We start from the raw sequence: 26,999 nt of genomic DNA, 5'->3' as shown, positions 1-26,999 counted from the left end.
ACGGCAGTTGAAAACGGAGGCTTTTATGGCGGATAGCGATTTTCCCGGATGGCACGGCACAACCATCATTGGCGTCAAAAAGGGCGGTCAGGTGGTGATTGCCGGTGACGGACAGGTCAGCCTGGGCCAAACCGTGATCAAGGGAACAGCACGCAAGGTGCGCCGCCTGTCGCCCGGCGGGTTCGAGGTTGTCGCCGGTTTCGCCGGGTCAACCGCCGATGCCTTCACCCTGCTGGAGCGTCTGGAAGCCAAGCTTGAGGCCACACCCGGCCAGCTGGCGCGCGCCTCGGTCGAACTGGCCAAGGATTGGCGCACAGACAAGTACCTACAAAAGCTTGAGGCGATGCTGATCGTCACCGACGGCAAGGACCTGCTGGTGATCACCGGGGCAGGGGATGTGCTGGAGCCCGAACACAACGTGGCCGCCATCGGCTCGGGTGGGAACTTTGCCCTCGCCGCAGCCCGCGCCATGATGGACAGCGACAAACCCGCCGAGGACGTGGCGCGCGAGGCAATGGCGATTGCCGCCGATATCTGCGTCTATACCAACGGCAACCTGACGGTCGAGACGATCTCAGGCTAACAGCGCCTTGATCTCTTTTCCTTTCCAGCGCAGGTGCATGCCGACCAGCCCCATCAGGGCTGTCGCGATGACGATGTAATAGGGTAGGCGGATATCAAAGCTCATCAATCCGCCGCCGATCAGAGACATGACACCGCCCGCCAGACAGAAGACAGCGGTGGTCACACCCATGACCCAACCCTGATCGGTCTCGGCAACGGCCGAAGAAAACAGCCCCAACAGGGTTGGGTATGAGACGCCGAAAAAGAAATAGAAGAAGAAAACCGGCACGTAACTCAGCACACCGCTGGGGCTGAAGGCAAAACCGAACCCGCAAATCACCATCACCACCAGCGAAGTGTAGATGATCTGGTGCTTGCTGAACCTCTCTTGCGCAGGCTTCACCAGGAAGGTGCTTGAGAACGCCAGCGCAAAACCGATCACCACCATCGCCATGCTACCGCCAATGACTCCGTATCCCCAGGCGCTGGTCAGGAAATTATCAACGAAGACATAGAAGGTGACATTGGCGATCATGAACAGCGCATAGACTGGCAGGATTTTCAGAACCATCGGGTGTTCTCGCACAGCAATCAGGCTGTCGGTCACGTCCCGCGGGCGGAACACAAAAGCCGTACGCTCGGTCCGGGTGTCCTTGAAAAAGGTCAGCACAAGGAAGATGGCGATCAACACCAGAATAAATGCGCCATAGAACGGGGTTTTCAGCGTGGCAAAGCTGCCCAGCAGGTTGGCATCGGACAGAACCGCGCCAATGATTGGGCCGCCGACAAGGCCAAAGCTGACACCGGTTATGATGTAACCCATGTTGCGGTCGCGATCCGCCGCATCGGTACTGCCGTCAATCATCGCCGCCTGCGCGATGGGCTGGTTCCCTGCGGTGAACCCGGTGATCGAACGGCCTATGATCAGCAACAGCAAGCTGTTCATATACAGCGCCGCAATGGTCAACGCATACCCTACCAGTGCCCCGCTCAGACAGACCAGCAGCGCATTCTTACGCCCGATGGAATCCGAGACCTTGGACACATAGACCACACCCAGAAACCACGACAAAAAGAAACAACCAATTACCAGCCCGTAATACAGATGGCGGCGACCATCGGGCGTACTCTCGGGCAGGAACCCCGATTTCGTCTCCATGATCAGCGAGTTGATGATGGGAAACACCAGTCCTTGCCCGATCAGGTCCACAAACACCACGAACAGCAAGGTGATCTTGGCAATTTTCGTCACTTTCACACTCCTGACCGTCAACACCTTGAAATCACTGTAACAGAGGGCGCGCGTTTCACCTATGGAAAGCGTTTGCAAACCGGATGGGCCATTGCTAACCAACGCTGCCAATGAAAAGGGCTTGGTTGTTTTCGCGATTGCGGTGATTACCTAAGCCCAAGACTAGCCATGCCGACCGAAAGGACCGCCCCTGTGACCGACCTGACCCCGCGCGAGATCGTCTCGGAACTGGACCGCTTTATCATCGGGCAGAAAGACGCCAAGCGCGCCGTGGCCGTGGCGCTGCGCAACCGCTGGCGGCGCAAGCAACTAACCGATGACATCCGGGATGAGGTCTATCCCAAGAACATCCTGATGATCGGGCCCACCGGTGTCGGCAAGACCGAGATCAGCCGCCGTCTGGCAAAACTGGCCCGCGCGCCCTTTATCAAGGTCGAGGCCACCAAGTTTACCGAGGTTGGCTATGTCGGCCGCGACGTGGAACAGATCGTGCGCGATCTGGCGGATGCCGCCATCATCCAGACCCGCGAATACATGCGCGAAGACGTCAAGGCCAAGGCTCATCAGGCCGCCGAAGACCGCGTGATCGAAGCCATTGCCGGTACCGATGCCCGCGAAGGCACGCGCGAGATGTTCCGCAAGAAACTGAAAGCCGGCGAACTGGACGATACGGTGATCGAGCTGGAACTGTCCGACACCTCGAACCCAATGCCGATGTTTGACATTCCCGGCCAGCCTGGCGGCCAGATGGGGATGATGAATCTGGGTGATATCTTCGGCAAAGCGTTTGGCGGGCGGACCGTCAAGAAACGCCTGACCGTCGCCGAAAGCTATGATGCGCTGATCGGGGAAGAGGCCGACAAGTTGCTGGATGATGAAACCGTCAACAGGGTGGCGCTGGAATCGGTGGAACAGAACGGCATCGTGTTCCTGGATGAGATCGACAAGGTCTGTGCGCGGTCCGACGCCCGCGGCGGCGATGTCAGCCGCGAAGGGGTTCAGCGCGACCTGCTGCCTTTGATTGAGGGCACCACCGTGTCAACCAAGCATGGTGCGGTGAAAACCGACCATATCCTGTTCATCGCCTCGGGAGCGTTCCACATTGCCAAGCCGTCGGACTTGCTGCCCGAATTGCAGGGCCGACTGCCGATCCGCGTAGAATTGCGCGCCCTCACCGAAGAGGATTTCGTTCGCATCCTGACCGAGACCGACAACGCCCTGACCCGCCAATACACCGCATTGATGGGCACTGAAGAGGTCACTGTCAGTTTTACCGAGGACGGCATCGCCGCCCTGGCCAAGATCGCAGCAGATGTGAACCAAAGCGTCGAAAATATCGGCGCGCGGCGGCTGTACACAGTGATGGAGCGGGTGTTCGAGGAGCTTTCGTTCACCGCACCTGACAAGGCCGGGTCCGAGATCACCGTCAACGCCGATTTTGTCAGCGAAAACTTGGGCGAATTGACCAAGTCGACGGATCTGAGCCGTTACGTTCTGTAACGTCTTCAGCCGGAAATTGCCGCTGATCCTGCCCCATGTCGCTGGACGTGGGGCAAGAATTCGATAGCTTAGCGCAAAAGGCCGTTAGGACCCTGTTTGATGCGCTACCTGATTTTTCTATTTATGTCTTTGTCTCTGAGCGCCTGTGTTGACAGGACGGTCTCTGAAATTGTGCCGTCGGCTGCGTCCATAGGAACGACGAAAACCGTATTTGCCAGCACGACCAGGGCCCGCGAGGAAGACGGATCATTTGGTTTCAGGCGCAGTGAAAAACTGCAGTTTCTGGAAACCACCGTGTCCATACCGCCAACACACACGCCGGGAACCCTGAAGTTCTCTTATGCAAATCCTAACCCGCAAAAAGAGTTCGTTCTGGCTGGTGTGACCGAATTGAACGGGCCTCAGGGACTGCGGCAACATCTACGTGGGCAGGACGAAGTGACGATCTTTGTGCATGGCTATAACTCGACCCAAACCGAAACCATCTTTCGCGCGGCGCAGCTGTCGCATGACATTGGTCTGCCCGGATCGATCCTGGTGTATTCCTGGCCCAGCCGTGCGACGGGATATGGATACGCTTACGATCTGGACAGCATGCTTTTTGCCCGCGACGGTTTGGAACAGACCATTCGTGAATTGAAATCGATGGGCGTAAACCGGGTTCTGCTTGTGGCGCATTCCATGGGCAGTGCCCTGACGATGGAGATGATCCGACAAACCGAATTGCAGGAACCGGGTTGGGCCAAAAGAAATATCGAAGGTGTGGTTCTGATCTCTCCTGATCTGGACGTGGATTTGTTCCGCTCGCAGATGGACAGGATCGACAATCCACCCGACCCGTTCATTGTCATGGTCTCGCAAAAGGACAAAATCCTGAACATTTCAGCCCGTCTGCGCGGCACGGATGAGGGCGAACGGCTGGGCAATATCAGTTCGATCAAAACGCTTGAGGACTTTCCTATCAACGTGATCGACACGACCGCATTCAACAGCGATGCCGAATCTTCGCATTTCGTTGCTGCTACATCTCCGGCTTTGCTGGCGATCCTCAACTCGATCCGGCGGGTCAACAATACATTTGGCCCTGACGAGCGTCCGGCTATCGACATTCTGGTCCCCCCCAGCGAACGCAACCCCACAGGCGCGACCGGGATCGTGTTGACGGAAACGGGACAGGCGCAGGTGTCCAACCCGTGACACGGGTTAAATTGCGTCATTTTCTTTTTCAAAATGCCTCTTGGTTGAGCGCCGGGGTTCTGCTGACGTTTTTGTCCAGCTTTGGGCAGACCTTTTTCATCTCGGTCTTTGCCGGTGAAATCCGTGCAGCGTATGGGCTGAGTCACGGAGCCTGGGGAGGGCTTTATTCCCTAGGTACCACCGTTGCGGCTGTGGTGATGATCTGGGCCGGCGGGTTGACCGATATCTTTCGTGTTCGGGTTCTGGGGCCGTTGGTGCTGGCTGGTTTGACGCTTGCGGCGCTGTCGATGGCGTTGAACAATAGACTGTTCCTTCTGCCTATCGTGATCTTTCTGTTGCGCCTTTTCGGGCAGGGGATGAGCACCCATCTGGCGCAAGTAGCCATGGCGCGCTGGTTCACCGCGACACGTGGCAAGGCGCTGTCGATCGCCTCGCTGGGATACGCGGTCGGAGAGGCGCTGTTGCCGGTGATTTTTGTCGCCGCGATGGTGTTTCTCGACTGGCGATTGTTGTGGGTGGTGGCCGCAGGTGTGACGGTATTGGGTATCCCGGTTCTGATGCGTCTGCTGCGTCTGGAGCGCACGCCGCAAAGCCTGTCAGGGGATCACATTGCCACTGGCATGCAGGATCATCACTGGACCCGGAGCGAGGCGCTGCGCAATTCGCTGTTTTGGTTCATGGTTCCCGCGATCCTTGCACCATCTGCATTCATCACCGCGTTCTTCTTTCATCAGGTCCATCTGGCGCAGGTCAGGGACTGGCCGCATATTCAACTGGTGGCGCTGTTCCCTGTATTCACCGGCGTTTCGATCCTGTCGATGTTTGCCGCTGGTTGGGCGCTGGATAAATGGGGCACCGCGCGGATCATGCCGTATTACCAGCTGCCGATTGGGGTTGGTTTTGCCATCCTTTCGGTCACCAATACCATAACCGGCGCCCTGATCGGCCTGATCTTTCTGGCTCTGACGGTCGGTGCGAACAACACATTGCCTAGCGCCTTTTGGGCCGAGTTTTACGGCACTCGCCATATTGGCGCGATCAAGGCACTGGCGACCGCGGTCATGGTGCTGGGTTCGGCCATTGGTCCAGCTCTAACTGGGGTGCTGATCGACTACAACGTCACGCTTGGTACTCAATTTATGTGGATCGCTGCGTTCTTTGTTGTAGTCAGCGGTTTGGTCTGGACCGGCATTCACCGCGCGAAAACCGTGTTTTAACGACCCCGGCGCAGATACACGTAATAGGCCCCGTCGCCGCCGTGGCTGATATGGGCGGGTGTTACCTGTAACACAGCCTGCGCCAGCGGTGGGATGGACAGCCAGTGTGGCACCTGATTACGCAGTACGCCGCGTGGGGTCGGGATGGGGCCGGGTTCGTCACGGTCCTTACCCTTGCCCGTGATCACCAGCACCAGCCGCTTGCCCTGTGCCTGCGCCGTCAACACAAACCGCACTAGCGCCGGATGCGCCGTGTCGATCCGCATACCGTGCAGATCAATCCGACCTTCGGGTTTCAGCTTGCCGCGCTTCATCCGTCCAAAAGCCTTGGTGTCCATCTGCACCGGGCTGGCACGCAGGCTGTCAGTGACCGAGGGCTTCAACGCATGACGCGCCACTTTGGCAGGCGCGGTCTGGCCGATCTCGAACCCGTCCAGGCTCATCTTTGGTGTTTTGGTTGGCTTCGGTTTGGGCAGGGTGGTGGGATGAACCGATTGCGGCAGCTCAGGATGCAGACGTTCAGCCTGTTTGGTGACCTTGCGCCACAGCTCGATCTCTTCTTCGGTCAGTTTGCGCCGGGTCATCAGAACTCATCCGGGATCAGGGCATAGGCGCGTTGGATCGGCAACAGGATCACCATGCGGCCCGGATCTTTCAGACGCCCGGCTGCCTGCCCAGCGGCATCACCGGTGCCAAAGAAGATATCCGCCCGCTGAGCACCCTTGATGGCAGCACCCGTATCTTGCGCGATCATCAATCGGCGCATCGGGTCCTTGCCGTCTTTTTCCACCCAGACCGGAGACCCCAGCGGCGTATATTCAGGATCCGCGGCAATGCTGCGCATGGTGGTGACAGATCGGTTCATCGCGCCCAGCGGGCCAAGTTCGGGCGCAACGCGGGTGACTTCACGAAAGAAAACGTAAGAAGGGTTGTGAAGTAACAGTTCAGACCCGGCCTCGGGGTTTTTGCGCACCCAGGCGCGGATCATCTGCGCGCTCACCTCATGCGCGCCTAAGGCACCGCGGCGGATCAATTCGGCCCCGATCGACCGATACGGATGCCCGTTCGCGCCGCCATAGCCCACGCGTAAGCCACCACCATCGGGCAGACGAATACGGCCCGAGCCCTGGATCTGCAAAAAGAACAGCTCGACCGGGTCATCAACCCAGGCGATCTCAAGCCCCCGGCCAGTCATAGCATCCCCGGTTAGGATGTCCCGGCGGCTCAGCCAAGGCCCTTCGGCGCGTGCTTCGGGTGGCATTTTGTAGATTGGGTATTTGAACCGGTCGGTCCGGCTGCGCGATCCATCCAGTTCGGGTTCAAAATAGCCGGTGAACAGCGCATCTTTACCGTCTTCAACCAAAACCGGACGGAAGAACAGCTCGAAAAACGCCCGCGCTGCATCCCCTTCATAGGTTTGGGCCACAGCGCAAAGGGCACGCCAATCCGGATCATTCAGATCACCGCACGTATTCAGAAAAACCGAAAGGGCCGCCCCGTGATCGTCAGCGGCCCAGCCCTCAAGGTCATCAAACGACAGGATCGAGCGCGTCGCCTCAGCTCCGGCGGCGCTAGCGGTGGTCATCGCACCCACCAGAAAAAGCGACCGGAGTGCGGCAATCATGCGTCCGTGGCGACAAGCAGCCAGTTCGGATCGTCCGCGCCCATGACACGGGCAAAGGTCCAGCTGTCCTTTTGGCGTTTGACGGTGTTCGGGTTGCCTTCGATGATATCGCCGCCGCGATCACGCACAACCGAGGTCAGCTCACCCACGAATTTCATGGTGATCTCGGCCTGATTGGTATCTTTGTCGAATTTCACGTCGGCCAATGTGGTTTCACGCACGCCGATAAACTCGGCCTCGATGGTCAGGCCTTGATCTTCACGAGCGGCCACAACGGACACGAACGTGTCGAAAACCTCTTCGGACAGGAAGGGTTGGATTTCGTCCAGATTACCCTTTTCGAAGCCCATGACGATCATCTCATAGGCACCGCGCGCGCCCTGCACGAATTCGGTGACGGAAAAGCTGGGCTCGATCCGCTTCATCGCGGCAAGCGTCTGTGCCTGTTCGCTGTCTTCGGCAACATGGTCTGTGATGTCGTAATCAGGACCACCTTCAATCACCTCAAACCCGCGGCGGGCACTGTGCCCGTCGGGTTGTTCCTGAACAGGAGGTTTCTCAAAACCTTCACGCGTACCCAGCACGCTTTTCAGGCGCAGGATCAGGAAAACGGCTATTCCGGCCAGGACCAGCAACTGGATCATCGGTTCGTTCATTTCATCCTCTTTTCAGACCGCGACTTTGTATACGCGGCCTCATGCCACTATGTAGGTGACAGTTCGTGGCAAGTCCACTGCCCGACCACTGGTAAAGGATAACGCATATGTACCTGTTCTTGGCATTTTTATTGGTTCCGATCATCGAGATTGCCCTGTTCATTCAGGTGGGTGGTCTGATCGGCCTGTGGCCAACCCTTGCAATAGTGGTGCTGACCGCTGTTCTGGGCACTGCGTTGGTCAGGACACAAGGTCGCATGGCGCTGGCGAACCTGCAGCGATCCTTTGCCGAGTTGGACGATCCGACAGAACCCCTGGCTCATGGGGCGATGATCCTGTTGTCCGGCGTTCTGTTGCTGACGCCTGGTTTTTTCACCGATGCGGTCGGCTTTGCGCTGCTTGTTCCGGGCATTCGCGTGGCCGTGTTCCGATACCTGAAATCGAAGGTGACGATCACCCAGTTCCAAATGGGCAATGGGGCACAGTTCCGGTCTGGTCCTGCACCATTCGAGCAAGATGACGTGATTGACGGCGAATTCACCGAAGTTCGGCCCCGTCAGGACCTTTCGAAACCATCGAAATGGGTTGAAGGACCGTGACCTGCATTGAGGTGCCGCGCCCAACTTGCTAAGCAGTGTCGAATTTCATTTTTGGAGTAGATCCATGGCCGAAGAAAACGCTGCAGAAAACACGGCAGCCCAAGCCGCCCCCCAGGTACAAATGCGAGTGCTGGGGCAATTCATCCGCGATTTGTCCTTTGAAAACGTGATGGCACAGAAAGGTGTGTCCGGTGACGTTCAGCCCGAAATTGCCGTTCAGGTGAATCTGGATGCAAAAAAGCGCGCGACGGAGCATCAGTATGAAGTTGCAGTCAAACTGAACCTCAAGTCGAAAGCAAAAGGACTGGAAGACGTTCTGTTCCTGTGCGAAATCGACTATTGCGGCCTGTTCCACATCGAAGGCGTGGCCGAGGACCAGTTGCATCCGTTCCTGATGATCGAATGCCCGCGCATGTTGTTCCCGTTCCTGCGCCGCATCGTCAGCGATATCACCCGTGACGGTGGCTATCCGCCGGTCAATCTGGACAATATCGACTTTGTCGCGCTGTACCGCAACGAACTATTGCGTCGTCAAGCCGAAGCGCAGAAGGCGAACGCCTAATCGATTTGACCCGCGCCGGGTTTCACCTCAGGCGCGGGTCCACAAGGCGTTTTCGCCCAATTTCTCTACAAATCGTTTATGCGCTGCGCGTTCTTCGTCGGTGATCTTTGACGCCAATGGTGTCGGACGCGCCGATGGGCGCCAATCGTCCTGACCGCCCGCGGCCGAGGAAGCAGTCGCGGACAAGCCGAAATCCGGCTGCCGCCCCCCGATCAGTTCCAGATAGACCTCGGCCAGAATTTCCGAGTCGAGCAACGCCCCGTGAAGCACCCGGTTCGTGTTGTCGATATTGAACCGACGGCACAGCGCATCCAGTGACGCAGGTGAGCCCGGAAACCGTTTTCGCGCAACCGCCAGCGTATCCAGCGCCTGATCCATCGGGATCTGCGGCAATCCCATCCATTTTAGCTCCGCGTTCAGGAATTTCATATCGAAGGATGCGTTGTGGATCACCAGCTTCGAATCCCGGATGAAATTGAGAAAGCCCTGACCCACCTCGGCAAAGACCGGCTTGTCCTTCAGCGTGACCTCACCCTTTTCCGGCGGGCGCGGGTTTTCCAGCAGGTCGGGGCCGATCCCATGCACCCCAAACGCCTCTTCGGGCATCGAGCGCTTAGGGTTGATATAGACGTGATAGGTCTCGCCCGTGGCGACGTGATTCCACAACTCAACCGCGCCGATCTCGACAATCCGGTCGCCGCTTTCGGGATCAAACCCCGTGGTTTCGGTATCGAGTACAATCTCACGCATTTTCCATGCCCGCCCGTATTTGCCTGACCACATCCTGCACCTGCGTGCGGGCGTGGTCCAGACTATCGGTCACGATCACATAATCTGACCGCACGCATTTTTCGTCATTCGGCATTTGCTTGGCGCGGATCTGTTCAAACTGTGCCTCAGTCATCGTCCCGCGCACCATCACGCGACGCTTTTGTTCGTCCGCCGGGATCGAGACACAGGCCACCGCATCCATCGCTGCATCACCACCGGTTTCAAACAACAGGGGGATGTCGAACACCACAATATCCGCGGTCGCGTATTCCCGAAAAGCAGCGCGATCTGCGGCAACAAGCGGATGTACGATGGCCTCAATCTGTTTCAGCGCGGCTGGGTGCTGCGCGATGACTTGTTTCAGGGCGTCACGACTGACAGACCCATCGATGATGGCATCTGGAAAAACAGCGCGCATCGGCGCGACGGCCGCTCCTTCCCTTGAATAGAGTCTATGTACGGCTGCATCCGCATCCCACAGCGCACAGCCTTCTTCGACGAACATCTGCGCCGTGGTGCTTTTGCCCATCCCGATCGAACCGGTTAAACCAAGCGCGAAACTCATCCCAAAACCGCCGCGCGCAGGTCATCGGTCACCTCGGGGCGGGTGCCGAACCAGCGTTCAAAACCGGGCACCGCCTGATGCAGCAACATGCCCAGACCATCGACCGTGGTACAGCCTGCTTCCTCAGCCGATTTCAGAAGATGTGTTTGCAAAGGTGCATAGACCAAATCAGTCACAACCGCACCCGCTTGCAACCCATCCAAGGGCACCCTCAGTTCCGGTTGTCCCTGCATGCCCAATGAGGTCGTGTTGACCACCAGTTCAGCTTCTTCAATGACATTGCCGGCCTGTAACCAATCCACAACGGTGATGCGGTCGCCAAATTCATCTTTCAACTGATCCGCCCGGACGCGCGTGCGGTTGGTCAGCATGATCTGGGGCACGCCCGCGTCCAACAAACCCTGCAACACCGCCCGTGCTGCGCCACCCGCACCAAACACCACCGCCGGGCCATCCGACGGAACCCAATCCGGCGCGCCGCTGCGCAGGTTCTGCATAAACCCATAGCCATCGGTGTTGTCCGCGTGGATTGTGCCATCATCTTGAAACACCAAGGTATTTGCCGCCCCGATGACCGATGCGCGTTCCGATACGTGATCGGCGATACGCAACGCCGCTTCTTTGTGGGGCACGGTCACATTCGCCCCGACGAACCCCGCCTTCGGCAGGGTGCGCAAAACCGTCTCAAGATCCTCGGGCGCCACGTCCACGGGAATGTAATGCCCGGCCAGCCCATATTTCTTTAACCAATGACCATGCAGTTGGGGCGACTTGGAATGCGCAATCGGGTGTCCGATTACTCCGGCCAGCGGAATTCGGTTATGTGTCATTGGTCGATCACCCCTTTGACGGCCAGAAAATTGAGCAGTTCCAACAGGGGCATACCCAAGACATTAAAATAGTCGCCGTCAATGGTGGCGAACAGGCGCACGCCTTCTTCTTCCAGCTTATAAGCCCCCACCGCGTGCCGGATACTGTCCCAATTGCGGTCGATATAGTCGCGCAGGTACGCGTCCGAACTCATCCGCATGCGCAAACGCACCTGCCCGACATGGCGCCAGATCGGCTCGCCATCCTGATAGATCACCGCCGCCGACAACAGCATGTGCCGCTTGCCCCGCATCGCCTTGAGCTGCGCCAGCGCCTCCTGGGGCGTTTCCGGTTTCGACAACAGCTTCCCGTTGAAATCCAACACCTGATCGCACCCCAGAACCATCGCACCTGGTTTTTTGTCGCTGACCTTGCGCGCCTTCATCTCAGCCAGTGCATCGGCGATGTCCCGAGGGGATGCTTCCTCAGCCAGCAACGCGCGTTTCATGGTATCCTCATCCACGCGCGCGACCTGAACGGAAAACGGCACGCCTGCGTTTTCCAGCAGCTGCGCACGTATGGATGAGCCTGAGGCCAGGATGATGGGGACAGACATGTGGACAACCCCGTGTGCAAATCGTTGAGCGTTCTTGAATGGTTTGTATGGTTTTCCGATTGACACGCAACCCCGGGATATTCGCGCAGATCTTCCCTGAGTCGCTCGAACGCTGTCCATCCGGGACAAGGATAAGTCGGAATGACGGGATAAGCGGGAACTCCACATATACTCAGAAACTTATCCCCAGAGCATCTTTTGTAAATACGACTTAACACATTGATTTAATTACATTATTTTCACTATTAACAGAATCATCGCTTTGACGCGTAAAAATGTCCACCTGGGGAAAACACATGTGTAAAAAAGTAATCCACGAATTTTGTTCACCCTACAAAACCATCTTCCTTTTTCTTTTCTTATTTTTTTATTAGGGAGAGTTCCGAGCAACGCCCGGAGCCAGGATGACCGATCTTCTTTTCACGATTTACCCGTGGGTGAAGTCTTTACATATCATGGCCGTGATCTCGTGGATGGCCGGCTTATTCTATTTGCCCAGACTATTCGTCTATCACGTAGAAAAGGCGCAAGCCGTCGATGGTGCTGAAACCATTTTCTTTGAAATGGAAGAAAAGCTGCTGCGCGTGATTATGCGCCCGGCAATGATTGTGGCGTGGGTGTGTGGCCTGATCATGGTGTTCACACCAGGCATTGTCGGTTGGGATTTTGCATGGCCCTGGATTAAAGGTTCTGCCGTGATCGGCATGACCTGGTTCCATCACTGGCTGATGGCGCGGCGCAAAGACTTCTTAGAGGGCCGAAATACGCTCACTGGGCGCCAGTACCGCATGATGAATGAGGTTCCCACCATTTTGATGGTTGCCATCGTTCTGGCGGTCATTTTGAAATTCTGAGGGCCTGTTTGACTCCGCAGTCAGCCGCGCTTATGTAGATATCAACACGCCCGTCCGGGCGGCGTATCTTCCGTACTGAAATTCCACTTCGTGCCGCGATGCCTGCGGCGAAGGTATATATCATGACAACTGACACCCTGAATCTGGCTGACCTTAAGGCCAAAAGCCCCAAAGACCTTCTGGCGATGGCCGAAGAGCTGGAAATCGAAAACGCCTCGACCATGCGCAAGGGCGAGATGATGTTCCAGATTCTGCGTGAACGCGCCGATGAAGGCTGGACCGTTGGCGGTGATGGCGTGCTTGAAGTGCTGCAGGACGGCTTTGGTTTTCTACGTTCACCCGAAGCGAACTATCTGCCGGGCCCAGATGACATCTACGTTTCACCGGATATGATCCGTCAGCATTCGCTGCGCACCGGGGATACGGTCGAAGGTGATATCAAAGCACCGGATGAGAACGAGCGGTACTTCGCGCTGATCAAAGTCACCAAGATCAATTTTGAAGAGCCTGAAAAAGCCAAACACAAGATCCTGTTCGACAACTTGACGCCTTTGTATCCCGATGAACGTCTGAAGATGGAGATCGAAGATCCCACCATCAAAGATAAGTCGGCCCGGGTGATTGATCTGGTCTCACCTATCGGTAAAGGACAGCGGTCTTTGATCGTGGCGCCGCCGCGGACTGGTAAGACGGTGATCTTGCAAAACATCGCGCATTCGATCGAACAGAACCACCCGGAGTGCTATTTGATCGTTCTGCTGATCGATGAACGCCCCGAAGAGGTGACCGACATGCAGCGCTCGGTAAAGGGTGAGGTTGTGTCCTCGACCTTTGATGAACCTGCAACACGCCACGTCGCCGTATCCGAGATGGTGATCGAAAAAGCCAAGCGTTTGGTCGAGCATAAACGAGATGTTGTTATTCTTCTAGATTCGATCACAAGACTTGGTAGAGCGTTTAACACTGTGGTCCCCTCATCCGGTAAAGTTCTGACCGGTGGTGTGGATGCAAACGCTCTGCAACGGCCCAAGCGCTTCTTTGGTGCTGCGCGGAATATCGAAGAGGGCGGATCGCTGACCATCATCGCCACCGCGCTGATCGATACCGGCAGCCGGATGGACGAAGTGATCTTTGAAGAATTCAAAGGCACGGGTAACTCGGAAATCGTTCTGGATCGTAAGATCGCAGACAAGCGCGTGTTCCCGGCGATCGACATCCTCAAATCCGGCACCCGGAAAGAGGACCTGCTGGTCGACAAAGGTGATCTGGCCAAGACCTTTGTTCTGCGCCGTATCTTGAACCCGATGGGCACCACTGATGCGATCGAGTTCCTGTTGTCTAAGTTGAAGCAGACCAAGACCAACGGTGAGTTCTTCGACTCGATGAATACCTGATACAGGTCTTAACCGACGCGAGGCCTTCGAATGGATACGATATTCGCCTTGGCCAGCGCCCAGGGTAAAGCAGGGGTGGCGGTCATCCGCCTCTCGGGTCCTTTGGCGCATTCAGCCGCAGCCGACCTGACCGGCAGCCCGCTACCGCCCCGCGGTATGCGGCTTCGGTCTTTGTGTGCAGCTGATGGGTCGCGCTTGGATGATGGGTTAGTTCTGACCTTCCAGGCCCCGGCGAGCTTTACCGGTGAAGACGTCGCAGAGTTGCAGATACACGGCAGCACGGCTTCGGTTAATGCGCTAATGCGCAATTTGTCCGATACGGTTGGGTTGCGGCTTGCGGAACCCGGGGAATTCACGCGCCGTGCATTGGAAAACGGCAAGATGGACCTGACGCAGGTCGAAGGTCTGGCCGATCTGATCGATGCCGAAACCGAGGCGCAGCGTAAACAGGCCCAGACCATTTTGGCCGGAGAGCTGGGTGGCTTGGCCGAACGCTGGCGCCGTGACCTGATCCGGGCGGCGTCTCTGCTGGAAGCCGTGATAGATTTCGCCGATGAAGAGGTTCCAACCGACGTCACACCTGAGGTCTGCACATTGGTGACCGGAGTCATGCAAGACCTGCAACGCGAAGCGGACGGTGTAAAAATTGCCGAACGTATCCGGACCGGGTTCGAAGTTGCCATTGTTGGCCTTCCAAATGCAGGCAAGTCGACCTTGCTGAATGCGTTGGCGGGTCGAGAGGCCGCGATCACGTCGGAATATGCCGGCACAACTCGTGATGTTATTGAAGTTCGCATGGATCTCGGTGGTTTGCCTGTGACTTTGCTGGACACCGCAGGGTTGCGCGAAACCGAAGATCACGTTGAAAACCTTGGGATTAAGCTGGCCCGTAAACGTGCGGACGCGGCTGATTTGCGGGTATTTCTGACCGAAGACCCTTCAGACCTTGGTGTTCCCATGGTCGAAGGTGACATTCAGCTTTTTCCGAAATCTGACCTGCGCGGGGACGATAAGGGCGGGATTTCCGGGAAAACCGGTCATGGAATTGATCAGCTAATTTCCCATATATCGTGTGTATTGGGTGAGAGATCCACAAGCCATGGTATTGCAACCCGTGAACGCCACCGAGTCGCACTGAATGAATCCAAGGCAGCTTTGGTCGCGGCGATGACAGTTCTGGAATCAGGCCCGGACCTGTATGATATCGCGGCAGAAGAGTTGCGGACGGCTATCCGCGCCCTTGAAACATTGGTCGGCAGAATAGGGGTCGAAGACCTTTTGGATGAAATATTCTCCAGTTTCTGCCTGGGTAAGTAAGGAGTGTTTCACGTGAAACATTCAAAGTTCGATGTTGTTGTGATTGGCGCCGGACATGCCGGAACCGAGGCCGCCCATGCCGCTGCACGCATGGGGGTTGAGACGGCATTGGTGACGCTGTCTGCGTCCGATATTGGAGTGATGTCCTGCAATCCTGCCATTGGGGGTTTGGGGAAAGGCCACCTGGTTCGCGAAATCGACGCGATGGATGGTGTCATGGGCCGCGTTGCGGACCAGGCCGGTATTCAATTTAGATTGCTGAATCGCCGCAAAGGGCCTGCTGTGCAGGGCCCAAGGACTCAGGCAGACCGGGCACTGTATCGTGATGCCATGCAGAAAGTGACACAGGCGCAAGAGCATTTATCCGTGGTGGTCGGGGAGGTCACAGATTTTCTGACAGATGGAGCTCGTATCGTCGGAATACAATTGGCAGATGGGTCCGAGATTCATGCCTCGGCCGTGATACTTACATCCGGGACCTTTCTGCGTGGTGTGATTCATATCGGAGACGTTTCCCGACCCGGCGGGCGAATGGGGGACCGACCTTCTGTCAAACTGGCAGAGCGATTGGACAGCTTAAACCTTCCAATGGGGCGATTGAAAACAGGTACACCACCCCGGTTGGACGGTCGAACCATTGATTGGTCAGATCTAGAGCGGCAGGATGGAGACGAAGATCCGACGCTATTCTCGTTTTTATCTGAGTCAGCTGTCGCACCCCAAATCTCGTGCGGAATAACGCATACGAATGCGCGTACACATGAGATAATTGAAAAAAATCTGTCACGGTCGGCAATGTATGGCGGTCATATTGATGGGGTCGGGCCCAGATATTGCCCTTCGATTGAGGATAAGATTGTTCGGTTTGCCGAGAAAGAATCCCATCAGATTTTCCTTGAGCCTGAAGGGATCCATGATCACACGATCTATCCAAACGGGATCTCAACTTCGCTTCCGCAGGACGTCCAGCATGATTATGTGCGGTCGATCAAAGGTCTGGAAAAGGCGGAGATCCTGCAACCGGGCTATGCAATTGAATATGACTATATTGATCCCCGTGTTCTGACGTCGTCCTTGTCCTTGCCTGATGCCCCGGGGCTATATCTTGCCGGACAAATTAACGGGACTACAGGGTATGAAGAAGCAGCCGCACAAGGGCTTGTTGCTGGTCTGAATGCAGCACTCGCTGTCCTGGATCTGGAACCCGTTCATTTCACGCGTGCTGACAGCTATATAGGCGTTATGATCGATGACTTGACTACGCGAGGGGTTGCAGAACCTTATCGGATGTTCACCTCTCGAGCAGAGTTCAGGTTGTCTCTTCGGGCTGATAACGCTGATCAGCGATTAACACCTCTTGGAATTGACCTTGGATGTGTTGGTGATACGCGGGCTGAAAGATTTGATGAAAAGATAGAGAAACTTACAGCTGCCAAGTCAATACTGACAGACCGGACTTATTCACCAAAGGAGGTCCGTGCAGTTGGAATCAATGTCAATCAGGACGGAAATCGCCGAGATGGCATGGCTTTGCTGGCTTTTCCTGATGTTACGTTCAATGATCTGATTCCGCTTGAGGCGGGTTTGCAAGATATTGAGGAAGATATCCGAAGCCAGGTCGAACGGGATGCGCTTTATGCGAACTATATTGCGCGCCAGAAAAAAGACGTTGAAGCCATGAAACGCGATGAATCCTATGAAATACCGCGCGATTTCGATTATTCGGCGTTGGAAGGCCTATCCTCTGAGATGAAACAAAAACTGTCTGAGGCAAAGCCGATCAATATTGCTCAGGCCGGGCGGGTAGAGGGCGTGACGCCCGCCGCTTTGACCTTACTGCTGGCCAAGTTGAGGCGAGAGCAAAAGGTCCGAAAGGCATGAGCTATGAGGTATTTAAAGGTTTAGATGTTTCACGTGAAACATTTAGCCGTCTTGAAACCTATGTAGAGCTGGTTCGGCGCTGGAATCCCAAGATAAATCTGGTGTCGCGCAACAGCCTGAATGACATCTGGTCACGGCATATTCTGGATTCAGTGCAGGTATACCGGTGTTCGGATGTGTTCCATAATTGGGTAGATTTGGGCAGCGGCGGTGGGTTCCCTGGCATGGTTTGCGCGATCATGGCTATAGAAGAAGCGCCAGCGGCGCGATTTACACTTGTAGAAAGCGATCAGCGTAAATCTGCCTTTCTGCGTAGCGTTGCACGGGAATGCGGGGCGAACTGTTCTATTGTGTCAAAAAGGATAGAATCCGTGGATCCGTTGAACGCCGATATTTTGTCTGCCCGCGCCCTTGCGGATCTGCCCACGTTATTGTCCTTTTGTGACAGGCATTTAAAAGAGTCCGGTACGGCGCTGTTGCCGAAAGGCGCAAGCTGGAAAAAAGAGCTGAATGACGCGCGCAAGGAATGGAATTTCGACTGCGAGCCGATTACAAGTTTAACTGAGCCCCAAGCTGTTATTCTAAGGATCAAAGGAGTATCGCGTGGTTGATCTGTCTCGTCCCTCAGGGCCCCGGATAATTGCGGTCGCCAATCAAAAGGGTGGGGTGGGAAAAACAACAACTGCGATCAACCTTGCGGCCGGTTTGGCAGAAGCAGGAAGCAGGGTTCTTGTGGTGGATCTGGATCCGCAGGGGAACGCGTCAACCGGTTTGGGTGTTGAGGACAGGGATTGGACCACATACGATTTGATCCTGGACGATGCACCGCTTGAAGCTGTGGTACAAGAGACAGAAATTGGCGGGTTGCTGGTAATACCGGCAACCGTTGATCTAAGCTCGGCGGATATCGAACTGATTTCCAATGAAAAACGCAGCTATTTGTTGCATGACGCCTTGCGCCAGACCTCGATCGACCAGTTTGAGCTTGATTTTGTGCTGATTGACTGCCCGCCATCTCTGAACTTGCTGACTGTGAATGCGATGGTAGCGGCCCATTCCGTTCTGGTTCCCCTGCAAAGTGAATTCTTTGCACTGGAGGGGCTTTCGCAGTTGATGTTGACGATCCGAGAGGTCCGGCAAACTGCGAATCCGGACCTGAGAATCGAAGGTGTTGTGTTGACCATGTATGACAACCGCAACAACTTGTCTCGCCAGGTTGAAAAGGATGCACGTGACAATCTGGGTGAGATGGTATTTAAAACCAAGATACCCAGAAATGTGCGGGTCAGTGAGGCGCCGTCATACGCCTTGCCGGTCTTGCAGTATGACTCGGGATCGTTGGGTGCGATGGCATATCGACATTTGGCGCGTGAAGTCATTCACAAGAACAAAAATGCCGCTGCCTGAGCGGCAGTGAGGAGGGCGCAGTGGCCGTCAAAAAATCAAAACCCAGAGGTTTGGGCCGGGGACTATCTGCCCTGATGGCAGATGTAACGCAGGAAGCCGAAGGTCTGGTGACTACAGAACCGCGTCGTCCGGACATGAAAGTTCCGATTGAAAAGCTGCAGGCCAACCCAAACCAGCCGCGCCGTACATTCTCAGCGGATCAATTGGATGAACTGGCAGCCTCGGTCAAAGAAAAGGGCATTATTCAACCGCTGATTGTGAGGGAAATCAGCAATGGTGGATATGAAATCGTAGCCGGGGAACGGCGTTGGCGCGCTGCTCAGATGGCGCAGTTGCATGATATTCCGGTTATTGTGCGTGAGTTTGACGACACAGAGGTGTTGGAAGTCGCCATTATCGAAAACATACAGCGGGCTGACCTGAATGCGGTCGAAGAAGCTGCTGGCTATAAGCAGTTGATGGACCGTTTCGGGCATACTCAAGAGAAGTTGGCCGAAGCCTTGGGGAAAAGCCGCAGTCATATTGCGAACCTATTGCGCTTGCTGTCGTTGCCCTTGGACGTTCAGACGCTGGTCATCGAAGGTAAGCTGTCTGCTGGGCACGCACGAGCGTTGATAACGGCCGAAAACCCATCAGAACTGGCGAAAATCGTAGTACGGGATGGGCTTTCGGTTCGCGCAACCGAAGCGCTGGTGAAAAAACAACAGGCAGATCCGGCGAAAGCTGCCCCGCGTTCCCGGAATCTGGATGCGGGTAAAGACGCTGATACTCGAGCCTTGGAAAAAGACCTGTCGGCAATTCTGGCGATGAAAGTTGCGATCAATCACAAGGCTGGAACAGAAACCGGGCAAGTGGTGCTGACCTATGAAAACCTGGATCAGTTGGACGATCTGTGCGCCAAGCTTAGCCGTTAGGCCGGGTCCAGATAAACAGCATCACCGCGCCCAAAACCACGGCCTGAATGATCAGGACATGAGACGGCAGGGACAACAGAACCGATAGCCCGAACACGGCGGCAACCGAAATGGTGGCCGCCTTTTTTGCCCCAGGTCGGATAGCGCCGGACGTTTGCCAGTCAACAATCAACGGGCCGAAAGTGCGATGTGTAATCAGCCAGTTGTGCAGGCGAGAAGACGACCGTGCAAAGAAAAACGCGGCCAGCAGCAAAAAGGGAACAGTAGGTAATAAGGGCAGAACGATGCCGACCACCGCGAAGCCAACGCAAATCAAACCCAGGGTGGCCCAAACATATTGCATCATCTATCCCAAAAGTTCCCGGATCACCGCATTCAAAACGGCGCGCCCATCTTTGGTGGCAATCAATCGGCCATTTGTCTGTTTGATCATTCCAAATTCTGTTAGATCGGCCAATTTGTCCTGCGGCAACGGGTGATCTGCCAGGGCATTATACCTATCAATATCTAGACCCTCTACAACTCTTAACCCCATCATAAGGTATTCTTTGGCCTGCTCTTGCGCTGTTAGGGGAGAGCGTTCTTTTTCTCCGCTGCCTTTTTCGACGGCAGTTAACCAAGCGTTTGGGGACAGGTAGGTTTCTGTAGCCAGTTTTTGACCATTCAAGGTGACGCGCCCATGGGCACCAGGCCCGATGCCGACATAGTCGCCATAGCGCCAATAGATCAGGTTGTGCTGTGATTCAGCGCTGGGGCGTGCGTGGTTGGAAATCTCGTAGGTCAGCAGGCCATGTGCCTCGCAGATGTCCTGTGTTTCCAAATACATGTCGGCAGCGCTGTCATCTTCGGGTAGGCCACGCAGTTTACCAACGGCATAGCGATCCCCAAAGGCGGTTCCGTTCTCGATGGTCAGTTGGTACAGCGACAGGTGGTCGACAGCCATCGAAAGGGCTTCGGTCAGTTCGGCTCGCCAGTCTTCGGGGGTTTGGTGTTGGCGGGCGTAGATCAGGTCAAAACTGACCCTATCAAAGCAATTTCTGGCAATATCAAAGGCAGAACGTGCCTCAGCCACAGTGTGAATGCGACCCAATCGACGCAAATCTTCGTCATTAAGCGCCTGAATCCCCATCGAGATGCGGTTCACCCCGGCGTCCCGATATGCGGCAAAACGGCCAGCCTCGACCGAGCCCGGATTGGCCTCAAGCGTGATTTCCATGTCATTGGCCGGATGCCAGAGGGCGCGGGCCTGATCGATCACAGCGGCGACAGTGTCTGGGTCCATTAACGACGGCGTGCCGCCGCCGAAAAAGATCGTGTTTAAAACCCGGCCTGGTGTTTCGGCAGCCGTGCGGCGCAGCTCATCCAAATATGCATTAAGCCATTGTTTTTGATCGATATTACGTGAAACATGGCTATTGAAGTCGCAATAGGGGCACTTGGCCTCGCAAAAAGGCCAATGCACGTACAGGCCGAAGCCCCCGTTGCGCCAATCATCCGCCAAAGCAGCCCTTCACGAACATTTCCACAGCGCGGCCGCGATGGCTGATCTTGTTCTTTTCCCAGCGATCCATCTCGGCAAAGGTAATGTCGTACCCGTCCGGGACAAACATTGGATCATAGCCGAACCCGTCCTTGCCGCGGATGGGCCAGACCAAGTGACCGGGGGCGATACCTTCGAACACCTCGTCATGCCCATCGGGCCAGGCCAGTACCAGAGTGCATCGGAACTGCGCCGTGCGGGGATGGGCGGCGCCTTTAGCCTCTAGCTCATCGTGGGCGCGGGTCATGGCCATCAGGAAATCTCGACCATCACCGGTTTCGGCCCAATCAGCGGTGTAAACGCCCGGAGCGCCATCCAGCGCATCAATGGTAATCCCGGAATCGTCCGACAGGGCAGGCAGACCAGTAGCCTTGGTTGCAGCATGGGCCTTGATCCGGGCATTTCCGACGAACGTGTCCTCGGTTTCTTCCGGTTCGGGCAGGTCCATCTCAGCCGCGCCAACAATGGTCACGCCGAAGGGTTCAAGGAGATGTTTCATCTCCTCAAGCTTGCCCTTGTTATGCGTGGCCACCAGCAGCCTGTCGCCGTCGAACTTACGGGTCATGCGGTTGCGGCTTTCTGGGCTGCGGCCAGCTCGGCCACACCTTTTTCGGCCAGATCCATCAGCTGATCCATCTGCGCGCGGCTAAAGACGGAACCCTCGGCGCTCATTTGCACCTCGATCAATTTGCCCGAACCGGTCATGATGAAATTGCCATCCACGCCTGCTTCGCTGTCCTCTGGGTAGTCCAGATCCAGAACGGGCTGGCCGGCATAAATACCGCAAGAAACCGCTGCAACAGGGTCTATCAACGGATCCGAGATTACGTCCCCGGCCTTCATCAGTTTGTTCACCGCCAGCCGCAGTGCAACCCAACCACCAGTGATCGAAGCACAACGAGTGCCCCCATCGGCTTGGATCACATCACAGTCCACAGTGATCTGACGCTCGCCCAGGGCTACCCGGTCCACACCGGCGCGCAGGGCACGACCGATCAGGCGCTGGATTTCAACGGTGCGCCCACCTTGCTTGCCCGACGCCGCCTCGCGCCGCATCCGAGTGTTAGTGGCGCGGGGCAGCATACCGTATTCAGCCGTAACCCAGCCCAGACCCGAGCCTTTGATGAAGGGGGGTACGCGATCCTCGATCGTGGCGGTGCACAGTACATGGGTGTCACCCATTTTGATCAGGCAGGAACCTTCGGCATGTTTGGTGAACTCCGTTTCGATTGAAACGGCGCGCATTTCGCTTAAATCTCGTCCTGAGGGTCGCATGGAAAATCCTTTGTTTGCTGGGTTGGGGATAACGCCCTCATGGCTTACGATGCAACCCCGATTGACCTTTCATATGCCTGCGATTTAATGACGGCCCAGCAGGGGACCGCTGATGAGCGAAGCGAGCAAAATTCTGAACGAGATGAACGACCGGTCACGTGAGGTGTTCCGGCTGATCGTCGAAAGCTATTTGGACAGCGGTGAGCCCGTTGGCAGCCGCACCCTGACCCGCACATTGTCGGAAAAAGTCAGCGCTGCCACCGTGCGCAACGTGATGCAGGATCTGGAGTTTCTGGGCTTGCTCGACAGCCCCCATGTCAGTGCGGGGCGCATTCCGACGCAGCAAGGCTTGCGAATGTTTGTCGATGGTTTGCTTGAGGTTGGCGATCTGGGCGCCGCTGATCGGCAGAAGCTGGACGAAACATTAGGGTCTAACGCAGGCGATGTGGGCGGGATGCTGGATCGCGTGGGTTCGGCCTTGTCACACGTGACACATGGTGCCTCCTTAGTTTTGACCCCCAAGCAAGAATCCGAGATCAAGCATATCGAATTTGTTTCGTTAGCTCATGACCGTGCATTGGTTGTGCTGGTTTTTGCTGACGGGCACGTTGAAAACCGCCTGTTTACACCGCCACCGGGGCAGACTCCCAGTTCGATGCGTGAAGCGGCGAATTTCCTGAACGCGTTGATCGAAGGCCGCACGCTTGGCGAAGTGCGCCGTCAGATGCAGGCGCAGATTGACGCGCGTAAACAAGAGATCGACGTGCTGGCGCGGGAAATGGTCGAAAGCGGCATGGCGGCTTGGGACGGGGATGGAGGCGACTCGGCCCGTCTGATTGTGCGAGGGCGGGCGAATCTGCTGGGTGAACCGGGTGAAGTTGAGGAACTGGACCGAATCCGCTCCCTGTTTGATGATCTGGAACGCAAACGAGACATCGCGGAATTCCTTGAATTGACCGAAGAAGGCGAGGGTGTGCGCATTTTTATCGGCTCTGAGAACAAACTTTTCTCACTTTCGGGTTCCTCTTTGGTGGTGTCTCCATATATGAACGCTGATCGAAAGATAATTGGTGCGGTCGGGGTCATCGGGCCCACGCGTTTGAATTATGGACGGATCGTACCGATCGTGGATTATACGGCGCAACTGGTCGGCAAGCTGATATCCGACCGGAGCTAGAGGGTAAGAGATGGCAGAGCCCAAAGACGAAGACTTCCTGGACAATATCGCAATGGCAGAGGCTGAAGAGCTGGCCGAAGAAATCGCCGAGTTCAGCGACGAAGCGCTAGAGCTGGATGAGTTGCGTGCAGAGCGCGACGATTACAAAGATAAGTTCATGCGTGCGCTGGCAGATGCCGAAAACGCCCGTAAGCGTGGCGACAAAGCGCGGCGCGATGCCGAGCAATACGGTGGCTCGAAACTGGCGCGTGATATGCTGCCGGTCTACGACAACATGAAGCGCGCACTCGAAGCTGCGACCGATGAACAAAAAGAAGTGGCCGCCGGTCTGCTGGAAGGGATCGAGCTGACCATGCGGGCGCTGAAGGATGTGTTCCAAAAACACGGGATCGAAGTGATCACGCCCGAGGTTGGTGATCGATTTGATCCAAACGTGCATGAGGCGATGTTCGAAGCGCCGGTTCCTGGAACCCGCGCCGGTGACATCATTCAGGTCTCGGCCGAAGGCTTCATGCTGCATGATCGTCTGCTGCGACCGGCGCAAGTGGGTGTGTCGTCGACACCTGCAAGCTAAGCGGCTTTAAAACCAAAATTTTTTGAGGCGGTCAGGATCTGGTCGCCTCTTTCAGTTTATAGATCAGGTCCAGCGCCTCGCGCGGGGTCAGCTCATCAGGCAGCACGTCGTCCAGCATATCCGTGACCGGCGATGCCTTGGGTGCAGGTGGCGGGGGCGGCGGAGCGGCGGAAAATAGCGGCAGATCGTCGATCAGCGCCTTTTGTTTGCCGCCTTCGCGTTCGGTTTTTTCCAACTGGTCCAGTACGACGCGGGCTCGATCCACCACCGATGCGGGCAAACCGGCAAGCTGCGCGACTTGCACCCCATAGGAGCGGTCGGCGGCCCCCTTGTGGACTTCGTGCAGGAAAATGACCTCACCTTCCCACTCCTTGACTGCCACGGTGGCGTTGTCGACACCCTCTAACTTGCCGGCCAGGGCGGTGAGTTCGTGGTAGTGGGTGGCGAACAGCGCGCGGCATTGGTTGGCGGCGTGCAGATGTTCCAGCGTGGCCCAGGCGATGGACAGGCCGTCATAGGTGGCCGTGCCACGGCCAATTTCATCGAGAATCACCAGCGCGCGGTCGTCGGCCTGATTCAGGATGGCGGCAGTCTCGACCATTTCCACCATAAAGGTCGAACGGCCCCGGGCCAGATCGTCGGATGCGCCGACGCGGCTGAACAATTGGCTGACCACACCGATATGCGCCTGTTCAGCGGGAACATAACTGCCCATCTGGGCCAGCAGGGCAATCAAGGCGTTCTGACGCAGGAAAGTCGATTTACCCGCCATGTTGGGACCGGTCAGCAGCCAGATCGCCGCGCCCTGATCCGCGCTGAGATCGCAATCATTGGCAATGAAGGCATCGCCGCTTTGTTGGCGCAGCGCGTGTTCCACAACCGGATGACGTCCACCCTGCACGTGGAAGGCGCGCGATGTGTCGACCTGGGGACGGCACCAATTTTCTCCGCGCGCCAGATCGGCCATTGCGGTGGTCAAATCCAGCTCGGCGAGCCCCCGGGCGGCTTGGTTGAGACGCGCGGCGAGGGTCAGAATCTCGTCAGAAAGCCTTTGATAGAGCCTCTTTTCTATTTCCAATGCCAAATTACCGGCGTTCAGGATGCGGGTTTCGATCTCGGACAGTTCGACGGTCGTAAAGCGCACCTGATTGGCAGTGGTCTGGCGGTGGATATAGGTCTCAGAAAATGGCGGGTTCAGCATCTTCTCGGCATGGGTGGCCGTGGTTTCGATGAAATAACCCAGCACGTTGTTATGCTTGATCTTCAGCGAAGCAATGCCGGTGTGTTCTGCGTATTTCTGTTGAAATCCCGCAATGACGGATCGGCCTTCGTCGCGCAGCGTACGGGCCTCATCCAGTTCAGTGTCAAAGCCAGGAGCGATGAAACCGCCGTCACGGGCCAGCAGGGGCGGTTCTGCCACAAGGGCCTCATCCAACAAGGTCAAAAGATCGTCAAACCCGATCAAGTTCTGCACTGCGGTGGCCAGCAGAACCGGCAAATCCTGTGTGTCACAGATACCTGCAATAGCAGCTGCCTGCGTCATTCCGTTGCGGATGGCGGCCAGATCACGAGGGCCACCCCGTTCCAGCGACAGGCGCGACAGGGCGCGGTCCAGATCGGGGGTTTTGCGCAGGGCATCGCGCAGGTCTGAAGCGGTCAAGCTGTCCTCAGCTGCAAAACTTACGGCATCCAGCCGGGCATGGATCACATCCAGATTGCGCGAGGGGCTGGACAGGCGCTGTTCAAGCAACCTTGCCCCGCCCGGAGTGACGGTGCGATCGACCACCGACAATAGGGATCCGGCGCGACCACCCGACAAGGACCGGGTCAGTTCCAGATTGCGGCGTGTGGCGGCGTCGATCTGGACAACGCGATCCTCTGATTCCTTCAAGGGGGTCTGCAGCAGGGGCAGTTTGCCCTTTTGCGTGATCTCAAGATAGTCAATCAAGGCACCCATTGCCGAAACCTCGGCCCGACCGAAATTTCCAAACGCATCCAAAGCGCCCACGTGGAACAATCCGCAAATACGTTTTTCGGCGGCCGTGCTGTCAAAACTGGCGCGGCCGATGGGGGTTAGCGAAATTCCCAAATCACGGACTGGTTCCTGCAAAGCCTGTTCCGATCCGTCGGCAACGATCAGTTCGGACGGGGCAAGCCGTGCCAGTTCGGGGCTCAGCCGCACGGTTGTCAAAGGCATTACGTGAAACGCCCCGGTAGAGATATCAGCCCAGGCCAGTGCGGCCTCATCCCGCACTTCGGCATAGGCGGCCAGAAAGTTGTGGCGGCGGGCTTCCAAAAGGGCATCTTCGGTCAATGTGCCGGGTGTCACCAGACGCACGACATCGCGCTTTACCACCGACTTAGAGCCTCTTTTTTTCGCCTCGGCCGGGCTTTCCATCTGCTCGCAGACGGCCACGCGAAAGCCTTTGCGGATCAGGGTCAGCAAATAACCTTCGGCGGAATGAACAGGCACACCGCACATCGGGATGTCGGTGCCGTTATGCTTGCCGCGTTTGGTCAGGGCGATATCCAACGCCTCGGCTGCGTTGACGGCATCCTCGAAGAACATCTCGTAGAAATCGCCCATACGGTAGAACAGCAGGGCATCGGCGTGGGCCTCTTTGATTTCGAGATATTGCGCCATCATCGGCGTGACTGTGGACAAGGCTGACCCCTTTTGGCGTGTTCCGGACGCGACCTTACAAATCCCGCATCTTCTGTAAAAGCCGAAAA

The 26,999-nt window shown here is 56.5% G+C and carries 28 protein-coding genes; 15 read left to right on the top strand and 13 right to left on the bottom strand.

Annotation, left to right across the window (positions count from 1 at the left end; genetic code table 11):
- Window positions 1-25 precede the first annotated feature (25 nt).
- A complete protein-coding gene (gene hslV / locus ACR0B8_RS11775; RefSeq protein ID WP_058283350.1) occupies window positions 26-583 on the top strand; it encodes an ATP-dependent protease subunit HslV in 558 nt (185 codons plus the stop codon).
- Here the strand turns inward: hslV and ACR0B8_RS11770 are convergent.
- Entirely contained in the window at window positions 575-1,816 is a 1,242-nt protein-coding gene (locus tag ACR0B8_RS11770; protein ID WP_170349538.1) for an MFS transporter, read from the bottom strand. The genes hslV and ACR0B8_RS11770 overlap by 9 nt on opposite strands.
- 192 nt (window positions 1,817-2,008) lie before the next feature.
- On the opposite strand from ACR0B8_RS11770, the gene hslU reads away from it, so the two are divergent.
- From hslU to ACR0B8_RS11755, 3 genes are all read left to right on the top strand, one after another.
- Window positions 2,009-3,316 carry an ATP-dependent protease ATPase subunit HslU gene (gene hslU / locus ACR0B8_RS11765; RefSeq protein WP_170349539.1) on the top strand — a complete coding sequence of 436 codons (1,308 nt, stop codon included), beginning with the start codon at window positions 2,009-2,011 and terminating at the stop codon, window positions 3,314-3,316.
- A gap of 99 nt (window positions 3,317-3,415) precedes the next feature.
- Window positions 3,416-4,513, top strand: coding sequence for an alpha/beta hydrolase (locus tag ACR0B8_RS11760; RefSeq protein WP_226689010.1), 1,098 nt, complete (start codon window positions 3,416-3,418; stop codon window positions 4,511-4,513).
- Complete coding sequence (locus ACR0B8_RS11755; RefSeq protein ID WP_480658468.1) at window positions 4,510-5,730, top strand: MFS transporter; 1,221 nt, start codon at window positions 4,510-4,512, stop codon at window positions 5,728-5,730. The genes ACR0B8_RS11760 and ACR0B8_RS11755 overlap by 4 nt, the downstream gene beginning before the upstream one ends.
- Here the strand turns inward: ACR0B8_RS11755 and ACR0B8_RS11750 are convergent.
- Genes ACR0B8_RS11750 through ACR0B8_RS11740 form a run of 3 tightly spaced genes read right to left on the bottom strand, consistent with a single transcriptional unit; the run spans window position 5,727 to window position 8,010 of the window.
- Window positions 5,727-6,314 (bottom strand): Smr/MutS family protein, encoded by a 588-nt coding sequence (locus ACR0B8_RS11750; RefSeq protein WP_480658470.1) that lies wholly within the window; start codon window positions 6,312-6,314, stop codon window positions 5,727-5,729. The genes ACR0B8_RS11755 and ACR0B8_RS11750 overlap by 4 nt on opposite strands.
- Entirely contained in the window at window positions 6,314-7,354 is a 1,041-nt protein-coding gene (mltA, locus tag ACR0B8_RS11745) for a murein transglycosylase A (RefSeq protein ID WP_480658472.1), read from the bottom strand. The genes ACR0B8_RS11750 and mltA overlap by 1 nt, the downstream gene beginning before the upstream one ends.
- Window positions 7,351-8,010: a Tim44/TimA family putative adaptor protein gene (locus ACR0B8_RS11740; RefSeq protein ID WP_170349544.1), complete on the bottom strand. Its 660-nt coding sequence runs from the start codon at window positions 8,008-8,010 to the stop codon at window positions 7,351-7,353. The genes mltA and ACR0B8_RS11740 overlap by 4 nt, the downstream gene beginning before the upstream one ends.
- A gap of 107 nt (window positions 8,011-8,117) precedes the next feature.
- On the opposite strand from ACR0B8_RS11740, the gene ACR0B8_RS11735 reads away from it, so the two are divergent.
- Both ACR0B8_RS11735 and secB read left to right on the top strand, forming a co-directional pair.
- Entirely contained in the window at window positions 8,118-8,609 is a 492-nt protein-coding gene (locus ACR0B8_RS11735) for an FxsA family protein (RefSeq protein WP_170376545.1), read from the top strand.
- A gap of 64 nt (window positions 8,610-8,673) precedes the next feature.
- Window positions 8,674-9,171, top strand: a complete 498-nt coding sequence (gene secB / locus ACR0B8_RS11730; RefSeq protein ID WP_170349546.1) for a protein-export chaperone SecB — start codon at window positions 8,674-8,676, stop codon at window positions 9,169-9,171.
- A gap of 27 nt (window positions 9,172-9,198) precedes the next feature.
- Here the strand turns inward: secB and dnaQ are convergent, their stop codons facing one another.
- From dnaQ to ACR0B8_RS11710, 4 genes are read right to left on the bottom strand one after another with little or no spacing between them, the layout of a single operon-like run.
- Window positions 9,199-9,921: a DNA polymerase III subunit epsilon gene (gene dnaQ / locus ACR0B8_RS11725; RefSeq protein WP_170376541.1), complete on the bottom strand. Its 723-nt coding sequence runs from the start codon at window positions 9,919-9,921 to the stop codon at window positions 9,199-9,201.
- Window positions 9,914-10,507 (bottom strand): dephospho-CoA kinase, encoded by a 594-nt coding sequence (coaE, locus tag ACR0B8_RS11720; protein ID WP_226689012.1) that lies wholly within the window; start codon window positions 10,505-10,507, stop codon window positions 9,914-9,916. Before coaE ends, dnaQ begins: the two co-directional genes overlap by 8 nt.
- Entirely contained in the window at window positions 10,504-11,337 is an 834-nt protein-coding gene (locus ACR0B8_RS11715) for a shikimate dehydrogenase (protein ID WP_170361063.1), read from the bottom strand. Before ACR0B8_RS11715 ends, coaE begins: the two co-directional genes overlap by 4 nt.
- Entirely contained in the window at window positions 11,334-11,933 is a 600-nt protein-coding gene (locus tag ACR0B8_RS11710; protein ID WP_480658475.1) for a Maf family protein, read from the bottom strand. Before ACR0B8_RS11710 ends, ACR0B8_RS11715 begins: the two co-directional genes overlap by 4 nt.
- A 404-nt stretch (window positions 11,934-12,337) precedes the next feature.
- On the opposite strand from ACR0B8_RS11710, the gene ACR0B8_RS11705 reads away from it, so the two are divergent.
- The 7 genes from ACR0B8_RS11705 (at window position 12,338) to ACR0B8_RS11675 (ending at window position 19,700) form a co-directional block, all read left to right on the top strand.
- Window positions 12,338-12,787, top strand: coding sequence for a CopD family protein (locus tag ACR0B8_RS11705; protein WP_170361059.1), 450 nt, complete (start codon window positions 12,338-12,340; stop codon window positions 12,785-12,787).
- Between the two features lie 122 nt (window positions 12,788-12,909).
- Window positions 12,910-14,181 (top strand): transcription termination factor Rho, encoded by a 1,272-nt coding sequence (gene rho / locus ACR0B8_RS11700; protein WP_170349552.1) that lies wholly within the window; start codon window positions 12,910-12,912, stop codon window positions 14,179-14,181.
- A gap of 30 nt (window positions 14,182-14,211) precedes the next feature.
- Window positions 14,212-15,498, top strand: a complete 1,287-nt coding sequence (mnmE, locus tag ACR0B8_RS11695; protein ID WP_170396853.1) for a tRNA uridine-5-carboxymethylaminomethyl(34) synthesis GTPase MnmE — start codon at window positions 14,212-14,214, stop codon at window positions 15,496-15,498.
- A gap of 12 nt (window positions 15,499-15,510) precedes the next feature.
- Window positions 15,511-17,379: a tRNA uridine-5-carboxymethylaminomethyl(34) synthesis enzyme MnmG gene (gene mnmG / locus ACR0B8_RS11690; RefSeq protein ID WP_170424843.1), complete on the top strand. Its 1,869-nt coding sequence runs from the start codon at window positions 15,511-15,513 to the stop codon at window positions 17,377-17,379.
- On the top strand, window positions 17,376-17,990 hold the full coding sequence (gene rsmG / locus ACR0B8_RS11685; protein WP_170376533.1) for a 16S rRNA (guanine(527)-N(7))-methyltransferase RsmG: 615 nt from the start codon (window positions 17,376-17,378) through the stop codon (window positions 17,988-17,990). Before mnmG ends, rsmG begins: the two co-directional genes overlap by 4 nt.
- Window positions 17,983-18,786, top strand: coding sequence for a ParA family protein (locus ACR0B8_RS11680; protein ID WP_170349556.1), 804 nt, complete (start codon window positions 17,983-17,985; stop codon window positions 18,784-18,786). The genes rsmG and ACR0B8_RS11680 overlap by 8 nt, the downstream gene beginning before the upstream one ends.
- 20 nt (window positions 18,787-18,806) lie before the next feature.
- Window positions 18,807-19,700 (top strand): ParB/RepB/Spo0J family partition protein, encoded by an 894-nt coding sequence (locus ACR0B8_RS11675; RefSeq protein WP_170361051.1) that lies wholly within the window; start codon window positions 18,807-18,809, stop codon window positions 19,698-19,700.
- Here ACR0B8_RS11675 and ACR0B8_RS11670 read toward each other — a convergent pair.
- From ACR0B8_RS11670 to rph, 4 genes are read right to left on the bottom strand one after another with little or no spacing between them, the layout of a single operon-like run.
- Window positions 19,690-20,043, bottom strand: coding sequence for a YbaN family protein (locus tag ACR0B8_RS11670; RefSeq protein ID WP_170349840.1), 354 nt, complete (start codon window positions 20,041-20,043; stop codon window positions 19,690-19,692). The two genes, ACR0B8_RS11675 and ACR0B8_RS11670, sit on opposite strands and share 11 nt — an antisense overlap.
- A 3-nt stretch (window positions 20,044-20,046) precedes the next feature.
- Entirely contained in the window at window positions 20,047-21,201 is a 1,155-nt protein-coding gene (gene hemW, locus ACR0B8_RS11665) for a radical SAM family heme chaperone HemW (protein WP_170361049.1), read from the bottom strand.
- Window positions 21,191-21,805 carry an RdgB/HAM1 family non-canonical purine NTP pyrophosphatase gene (gene rdgB, locus ACR0B8_RS11660; RefSeq protein WP_170361047.1) on the bottom strand — a complete coding sequence of 205 codons (615 nt, stop codon included), beginning with the start codon at window positions 21,803-21,805 and terminating at the stop codon, window positions 21,191-21,193. The genes hemW and rdgB overlap by 11 nt, the downstream gene beginning before the upstream one ends.
- Window positions 21,802-22,515, bottom strand: coding sequence for a ribonuclease PH (rph, locus tag ACR0B8_RS11655; protein ID WP_170349560.1), 714 nt, complete (start codon window positions 22,513-22,515; stop codon window positions 21,802-21,804). Before rph ends, rdgB begins: the two co-directional genes overlap by 4 nt.
- 112 nt (window positions 22,516-22,627) lie before the next feature.
- Between rph and hrcA the strand changes: the two genes are divergently transcribed.
- On the top strand, window positions 22,628-23,692 hold the full coding sequence (gene hrcA / locus ACR0B8_RS11650) for a heat-inducible transcriptional repressor HrcA (RefSeq protein ID WP_170361045.1): 1,065 nt from the start codon (window positions 22,628-22,630) through the stop codon (window positions 23,690-23,692).
- Window positions 23,693-23,702: 10 nt separating this feature from the next.
- Window positions 23,703-24,266, top strand: a complete 564-nt coding sequence (locus ACR0B8_RS11645; RefSeq protein WP_170349562.1) for a nucleotide exchange factor GrpE — start codon at window positions 23,703-23,705, stop codon at window positions 24,264-24,266.
- 31 nt (window positions 24,267-24,297) lie between these two features.
- Here ACR0B8_RS11645 and mutS read toward each other — a convergent pair whose 3' ends face one another.
- Window positions 24,298-26,913 (bottom strand): DNA mismatch repair protein MutS, encoded by a 2,616-nt coding sequence (gene mutS, locus ACR0B8_RS11640; RefSeq protein ID WP_226689126.1) that lies wholly within the window; start codon window positions 26,911-26,913, stop codon window positions 24,298-24,300.
- Window positions 26,914-26,999: the final 86 nt, after the last annotated feature.

Source organism: Ruegeria sp. BH6 (assembly GCF_056538105.1).
Note: the sequence above shows the minus strand (reverse complement) of the source record. Positions and strands in the feature narration are given on the sequence as shown.

Coding starts and splice junctions, on each gene's coding strand:
- mltA (WP_480658472.1), bottom strand. CDS start 7,354: ATGATTGCCGCACTCCGGTCGCTTTTTCTGGTGGGTGCGATGACCACC.
- dnaQ (WP_170376541.1), bottom strand. CDS start 9,921: ATGCGTGAGATTGTACTCGATACCGAAACCACGGGGTTTGATCCCGAA.
- mnmE (WP_170396853.1), top strand. CDS start 14,212: ATGGATACGATATTCGCCTTGGCCAGCGCCCAGGGTAAAGCAGGGGTG.
- ACR0B8_RS11750 (WP_480658470.1), bottom strand. CDS start 6,314: ATGACCCGGCGCAAACTGACCGAAGAAGAGATCGAGCTGTGGCGCAAG.
- ACR0B8_RS11670 (WP_170349840.1), bottom strand. CDS start 20,043: ATGCAATATGTTTGGGCCACCCTGGGTTTGATTTGCGTTGGCTTCGCG.
- mutS (WP_226689126.1), bottom strand. CDS start 26,913: ATGATGGCGCAATATCTCGAAATCAAAGAGGCCCACGCCGATGCCCTG.
- secB (WP_170349546.1), top strand. CDS start 8,674: ATGGCCGAAGAAAACGCTGCAGAAAACACGGCAGCCCAAGCCGCCCCC.
- coaE (WP_226689012.1), bottom strand. CDS start 10,507: ATGAGTTTCGCGCTTGGTTTAACCGGTTCGATCGGGATGGGCAAAAGC.
- rho (WP_170349552.1), top strand. CDS start 12,910: ATGACAACTGACACCCTGAATCTGGCTGACCTTAAGGCCAAAAGCCCC.
- ACR0B8_RS11705 (WP_170361059.1), top strand. CDS start 12,338: ATGACCGATCTTCTTTTCACGATTTACCCGTGGGTGAAGTCTTTACAT.
- ACR0B8_RS11735 (WP_170376545.1), top strand. CDS start 8,118: ATGTACCTGTTCTTGGCATTTTTATTGGTTCCGATCATCGAGATTGCC.
- rsmG (WP_170376533.1), top strand. CDS start 17,376: ATGAGCTATGAGGTATTTAAAGGTTTAGATGTTTCACGTGAAACATTT.
- rph (WP_170349560.1), bottom strand. CDS start 22,515: ATGCGACCCTCAGGACGAGATTTAAGCGAAATGCGCGCCGTTTCAATC.
- ACR0B8_RS11740 (WP_170349544.1), bottom strand. CDS start 8,010: ATGAACGAACCGATGATCCAGTTGCTGGTCCTGGCCGGAATAGCCGTT.
- ACR0B8_RS11760 (WP_226689010.1), top strand. CDS start 3,416: ATGCGCTACCTGATTTTTCTATTTATGTCTTTGTCTCTGAGCGCCTGT.
- ACR0B8_RS11715 (WP_170361063.1), bottom strand. CDS start 11,337: ATGACACATAACCGAATTCCGCTGGCCGGAGTAATCGGACACCCGATT.
- hrcA (WP_170361045.1), top strand. CDS start 22,628: ATGAGCGAAGCGAGCAAAATTCTGAACGAGATGAACGACCGGTCACGT.
- hslV (WP_058283350.1), top strand. CDS start 26: ATGGCGGATAGCGATTTTCCCGGATGGCACGGCACAACCATCATTGGC.
- ACR0B8_RS11710 (WP_480658475.1), bottom strand. CDS start 11,933: ATGTCTGTCCCCATCATCCTGGCCTCAGGCTCATCCATACGTGCGCAG.
- ACR0B8_RS11645 (WP_170349562.1), top strand. CDS start 23,703: ATGGCAGAGCCCAAAGACGAAGACTTCCTGGACAATATCGCAATGGCA.
- rdgB (WP_170361047.1), bottom strand. CDS start 21,805: ATGACCCGTAAGTTCGACGGCGACAGGCTGCTGGTGGCCACGCATAAC.